Source organism: Arsenophonus sp. ENCA (genome assembly GCF_002287155.1).
Lineage (GTDB): Bacteria > Pseudomonadota > Gammaproteobacteria > Enterobacterales > Enterobacteriaceae > Arsenophonus > Arsenophonus nilaparvatae.
Genome location: NZ_NHNG01000748.1, coordinates 1 through 4,368 on the forward strand (window position 1 = coordinate 1; position 4,368 = coordinate 4,368).

Genomic DNA, 4,368 nt, shown 5'->3' on the forward strand with positions numbered 1-4,368 from the left:
AGCACCCACGACAGTCAGCATTTCGAAAGGGTCATTGACAAGGCCAACACCAATCGCAATATCTACGCCGACCGAGGCTATCCCTCTGCGGAGCGGGAAGCTTGGCTGAAGGCAAACGGCTATAGGAGCCAGATTCAGCGTAAAGGCCATCGAAACAAACCGTTGTCCAAGACTCAGCAAGGGCGAAACCACAGGATTGCAAAGACTAGGGCACGGGTTGAACATGCATTTGCGGCGATGGAACAAATGGGTAGAAAACTGATCCGCACCATTGGACAGGTGCGCGCTAATTTTGCCATGACGATGATGGCAGCATGTTACAACCTAAAGCGGTTGGCGTACTTCCAGAGCGCGTGCATCGTGGCTTTCTGACGCCCAGAATGGGTCAAATGGCCCTAGCCAGGGCAATGTGCGATAGAATCAGTAGCGTGATAATCAAAAAAAATCTAATTATTTAGAATGAAAGCCAAGGGTTAATTGAAAATCTTGAGTTTTTCGAGGTGCCCTAATAATAATCCCTTTCAAACCCACTATTGCTTGTGCTTGCTGTAATATCATATAAAATTGATCAACAAATTCGGCTTTTAATGTATTAACTTTTTCGCCGGCAACATCAATGGAAATAACACCAATATTGTTTTGTTTGAAGGAAAAATGAAACACAGGATAGCTAGTAATTGCAGGTAAGTTTTTTTCTTCATTTTTATTGGTCATAACTACTCAACCTCCAAAATCATTGCTGCACCTAAACCGCCTGCTGCACAAGCGGTCGTTAGCGCCAAACCACCGCCACGACGATGTAACTCATTAAGCGTCTGTGTCACCATACGGGCACCTGTGGCAGCAAATGGATGACCATAAGCAATAGACCCGCCTAATACATTAAATTTTTCCATATTAATTTCACCAATCGCTTCAGACTGCCCTAATTTCTCTTGAGCAAATTTTTTGCTCGCAAACATTCTCATATTGGCTAATACTTGAGCAGAAAAAGCTTCATGCATATCAATTAAGGTAAGATCTTTTAAACTTAATCCCGCGTACTTAAGAGCTAATGGTGTTGCATAAGAAGGGCCTAATAGCATGTCCTGCCAAACATCAATAGCCGAAAAAACATAACTACGAATATAACCTAATGGAGTTATACCTAATGCTTTCGCATTTGATTCAAACATCAACATTACTGCCGCTGCACCATCAGTTATTGGCGTGCTGTTCGCGGCGGTAATAGTACCATGTTGGCGATCAAAAGCCGGTTTTAACTTTGCATAAGAAGCAAGTGTTGAGTCTTTTAGAACATTATTGTCTTCCGATAATGACTCCAGGAACGGCGGTATATGAGCTGTCATTACTTCTTTCTGTAATACGCCGCTATCCCATGCCTGGGCGGCTAGAATATGAGAACGATGAGCAAAAGCGTCTTGTTCTTCACGACTAATATGATAAGTTTTTGCCATCTGTTCGGCAGTATCTCCCATTCTTAAACCCGTAGAATATTCGGCTACTGCTGGTGAAGCTGGCAAAAAGTCACGAAAACTTAATGTGCTTAAGAGCCGTAAACGCTGGCCAATTGATTTTGCTCTATTAAGGTCAACTAAAGTACTTGCCATTTTTTTAGTTACACCAATAGGTAAAACTGATGATGAATCCGCTCCACCAGCAATATCGACCTTAATAGTGCCCGCCTTCATACTTTCTACAATATTGGTAATAGCCTGAAAACTAGTAGCACATGCTCTAGAAATACTATAAGCATCTATTGAAACGGGTAGTCCAGTGCCTAAAACAATCTCTCTAGCAATATTCGGCGCTTCAGGCATCTGAACTACTTGACCAAAGACCACTTGATCAATAAGTTCAGAATCAATACCACTGCGAATAACTAATTCACGTACTACCATTTTGCCTAGATCGACAGCAGGTATATTATGATAAGCCGTTGCCTGTTTAGCAAAAGGAAGGCGTAACCCAGTAACAATTGCGATACGATCAGTATTCTTAACGTTGTAGTTCATAGCAGATCTCGCTTCCCTTTTTATAAAAAATGAAACTATTGTTAATCATTCCCAATACTTCACAGAGGTCTGATCTGATAATCAATTGTTATTCAAATGTAGTGAAAGAAAAATAATAAAAATTAAAAACTGAGAGGCGGCACACAAGATATGAATATTTATTTGTCACACAAGTCAAAATATTGAGAACAACTCAACGACCCTATGCCTACAAAACCTCTGTAGGCATTGTTAAATTCAATTAACGCAAATTTAATTGAAAAATTAGCGTTTCAGCTTCACAACAAAAGGTAAAACTCGCTAGTAATTTAACACCCTCAGTAATAGGCTGAATCTGATGTTCAATCACACAAGGCTCCGATTCAACTGACCGCGCTTTTTCTATTAGCTGTGTTAACATTTTTTCAGCTTCTTGTTGATTTAAAAAATTTTTTTCAAAAGAAGCGGTACAATTTTGATTATCTATCACTGTACCCACATCAACACAACAGCAAGCAGCAGTTTCTTCTGCATGACAACGATTCTTAGCATCCAACATAATTTTTTCCAACAATAAACATTAACAAAATATAATCATAACGCTAATTAACAAAAAAATACCAGCTACTATCTGATAATCTATAAAATATCAAGTAGTTATTTGATCTAATATACCTATTGTTATTCTATGCCTATCACTTCGCATAATTAATGCACCAATTTTATGTTAAATAAATCACATTTTTACAAACAAATAACATATACGCAGTAAACATGCTTGTAATAAAACCGGTATTCAATTCTATACTCAGTCAACTGGTCTGATTTGCCATATTGGCATGGAGCAATACAATTCGGGCCTTTCTATTACGACTATCAATGTCGTTCTTATCATAAATATAATTTAAGGGGTTTTGGTTATGAACCAGAAAAACCTGTTCAAACATACAATCTTGGCAATGGCTGTAAGTTTTATTTCGACAAATGCCAGAGCTGCTGGCTTTCAACTAAACGAATATTCCACTTCTGCATTGGGTCGTGCTTTTTCAGGGGAAGGTGCGATTGGCGATAATGCTAGTGTTGGTAGTCGCAATCCAGCAGCGATGATGCTATTCAATAACCCAGTGCTCTCTCTTGGTGCAATTTATATTAATCCTGATGTTGATATAAAAGGAAAATCACCTGTCACTGGTAATAGTACCAGTTCAAACAACATCGCGCCTCATGCCTGGATATACCTAATGCCCATTTTATTTTTCCAGTAAATGAAAAATGGGCTGTTGGCACTTCAATTACTACTAATTACGGTTTAGCCACTGAATTCAACCATAACTATAATGCTGGGCCTATTGGCGGGAAAACCGATCTCACTACCCTGAACTTAAATTTAAGCGGTGCTTATCGCCTTAATGAGCATTTCAGTGCAGGTTTAGGCTTTAATGCAGTCTATGGCCCATTCCCAGTCGAAACGCAACAAACCCATAAAACGTTATGCAGCCATTAGATGAGCTAAAAATACTTCATTTGGAGAAAAATAGCCCAACGATTTTCGTCCCCCGAGTATTAAGTATGTGCTCAAGTTCTGCAATCTCGTTGTCCGTGACTGAGTTGAAGTCCGTTACTGTGTTCATTTAAACCACGCTCCCATGAGTGATAAGGCCTGGCAAAGAAGACATTAGCACCGGTGATCTCAGTTATCTGTTTATGCATGGAGAACTCAGAACCGTTATCGGCCGTCAAAGTTTTAAAGTCACAGAAGGTATTTGCTACAATGTCACGGAAAGCATCTACAACAGTATCAGCGCGTTTATTCGGTAACTTGCGGATAATAATCTGCTTGGTAGCTTTATCCGCTAGAGTCAGTCACGAGTTTCGCAGTCTCTAAAAAAGAAGTAAACTAGTTGCTGAATAGAGACTTGCATTTTTTGTCACGCTATTGAGAATAAAAAGAGGTTTAACTTAGAGAATAAAGGTTTGAAATGATCAACAAAGAGCGGCTGTTACGAGATAATCGTTTATGTAAAGCAATCATTGGATTATCAGTCGAAGAATTGAAAAATTTAGCCGCTGAATTTTCAGCTTGTTATTTGATTTATCGGAAAAAGAATCGAAAAGATCACGAGCGGCAGATGGGTGCAGGGCAGAAAGGATTTATCCCAACCCCACTAGATAAACTGCTTTTTATTTTATTAAGCCTGTTGCTCAATAGTGAAATAAAACTGCTTTCAATAAAAACAAGTTAGATACATCTAAAAAACACAAAAATAGGTTATTTTTTAATCTTATATAGGTCATTTTTAATTCAAAAATTGATGATTTTATCATCAATAGCTGGTTTTTTTGTAAGTCACAATTAATTTTGCTATTGAGCAAC

At 38.6% G+C, this 4,368-nt stretch carries 5 protein-coding genes and 2 pseudogenes; 3 read left to right on the forward strand and 4 right to left on the reverse strand.

Going from position 1 to position 4,368, the window contains the following annotated elements:
• Positions 1–372: transposase (locus tag CBG25_RS19445; RefSeq protein WP_290603757.1), on the forward strand; the 372-nt coding region annotated here is incomplete at its 5' end.
• Between the two features lie 78 nt (positions 373–450).
• On the opposite strand, the gene CBG25_RS19450 is transcribed toward CBG25_RS19445, so the two are convergent.
• From CBG25_RS19450 to CBG25_RS19460, 3 genes are all read right to left on the reverse strand, one after another.
• Positions 451–714: a hypothetical protein gene (locus CBG25_RS19450; protein ID WP_290608713.1), complete on the reverse strand. Its 264-nt coding sequence runs from the start codon at positions 712–714 to the stop codon at positions 451–453.
• 2 nt (positions 715–716) lie between these two features.
• Entirely contained in the window at positions 717–2,015 is a 1,299-nt protein-coding gene (gene fadI, locus CBG25_RS19455; protein ID WP_290608715.1) for an acetyl-CoA C-acyltransferase FadI, read from the reverse strand.
• A gap of 241 nt (positions 2,016–2,256) precedes the next feature.
• On the reverse strand, positions 2,257–2,553 hold the full coding sequence (locus tag CBG25_RS19460) for a YfcZ/YiiS family protein (protein ID WP_290608716.1): 297 nt from the start codon (positions 2,551–2,553) through the stop codon (positions 2,257–2,259).
• A 361-nt stretch (positions 2,554–2,914) separates the two neighbouring features.
• Between CBG25_RS19460 and CBG25_RS19465 the strand changes: the two are divergent.
• Positions 2,915–3,444: pseudogene (locus CBG25_RS19465) on the forward strand (outer membrane protein transport protein); the annotation flags it as partial.
• A gap of 161 nt (positions 3,445–3,605) precedes the next feature.
• On the opposite strand, the pseudogene CBG25_RS19470 reads toward CBG25_RS19465, so the two are convergent.
• A pseudogene (locus tag CBG25_RS19470) lies at positions 3,606–3,857 on the reverse strand (IS30 family transposase); the annotation flags it as partial.
• Between the two features lie 116 nt (positions 3,858–3,973).
• Here CBG25_RS19470 and CBG25_RS19475 point away from each other — a divergent pair.
• A complete protein-coding gene (locus CBG25_RS19475; protein WP_290608718.1) occupies positions 3,974–4,237 on the forward strand; it encodes a hypothetical protein in 264 nt (87 codons plus the stop codon).
• Positions 4,238–4,368: the final 131 nt, after the last annotated feature.

Coding starts and splice junctions, on each gene's coding strand:
- CBG25_RS19475 (WP_290608718.1), top strand. CDS start 3,974: ATGATCAACAAAGAGCGGCTGTTACGAGATAATCGTTTATGTAAAGCA.
- CBG25_RS19460 (WP_290608716.1), bottom strand. CDS start 2,553: ATGTTGGATGCTAAGAATCGTTGTCATGCAGAAGAAACTGCTGCTTGC.
- fadI (WP_290608715.1), bottom strand. CDS start 2,015: ATGAACTACAACGTTAAGAATACTGATCGTATCGCAATTGTTACTGGG.
- CBG25_RS19450 (WP_290608713.1), bottom strand. CDS start 714: ATGACCAATAAAAATGAAGAAAAAAACTTACCTGCAATTACTAGCTAT.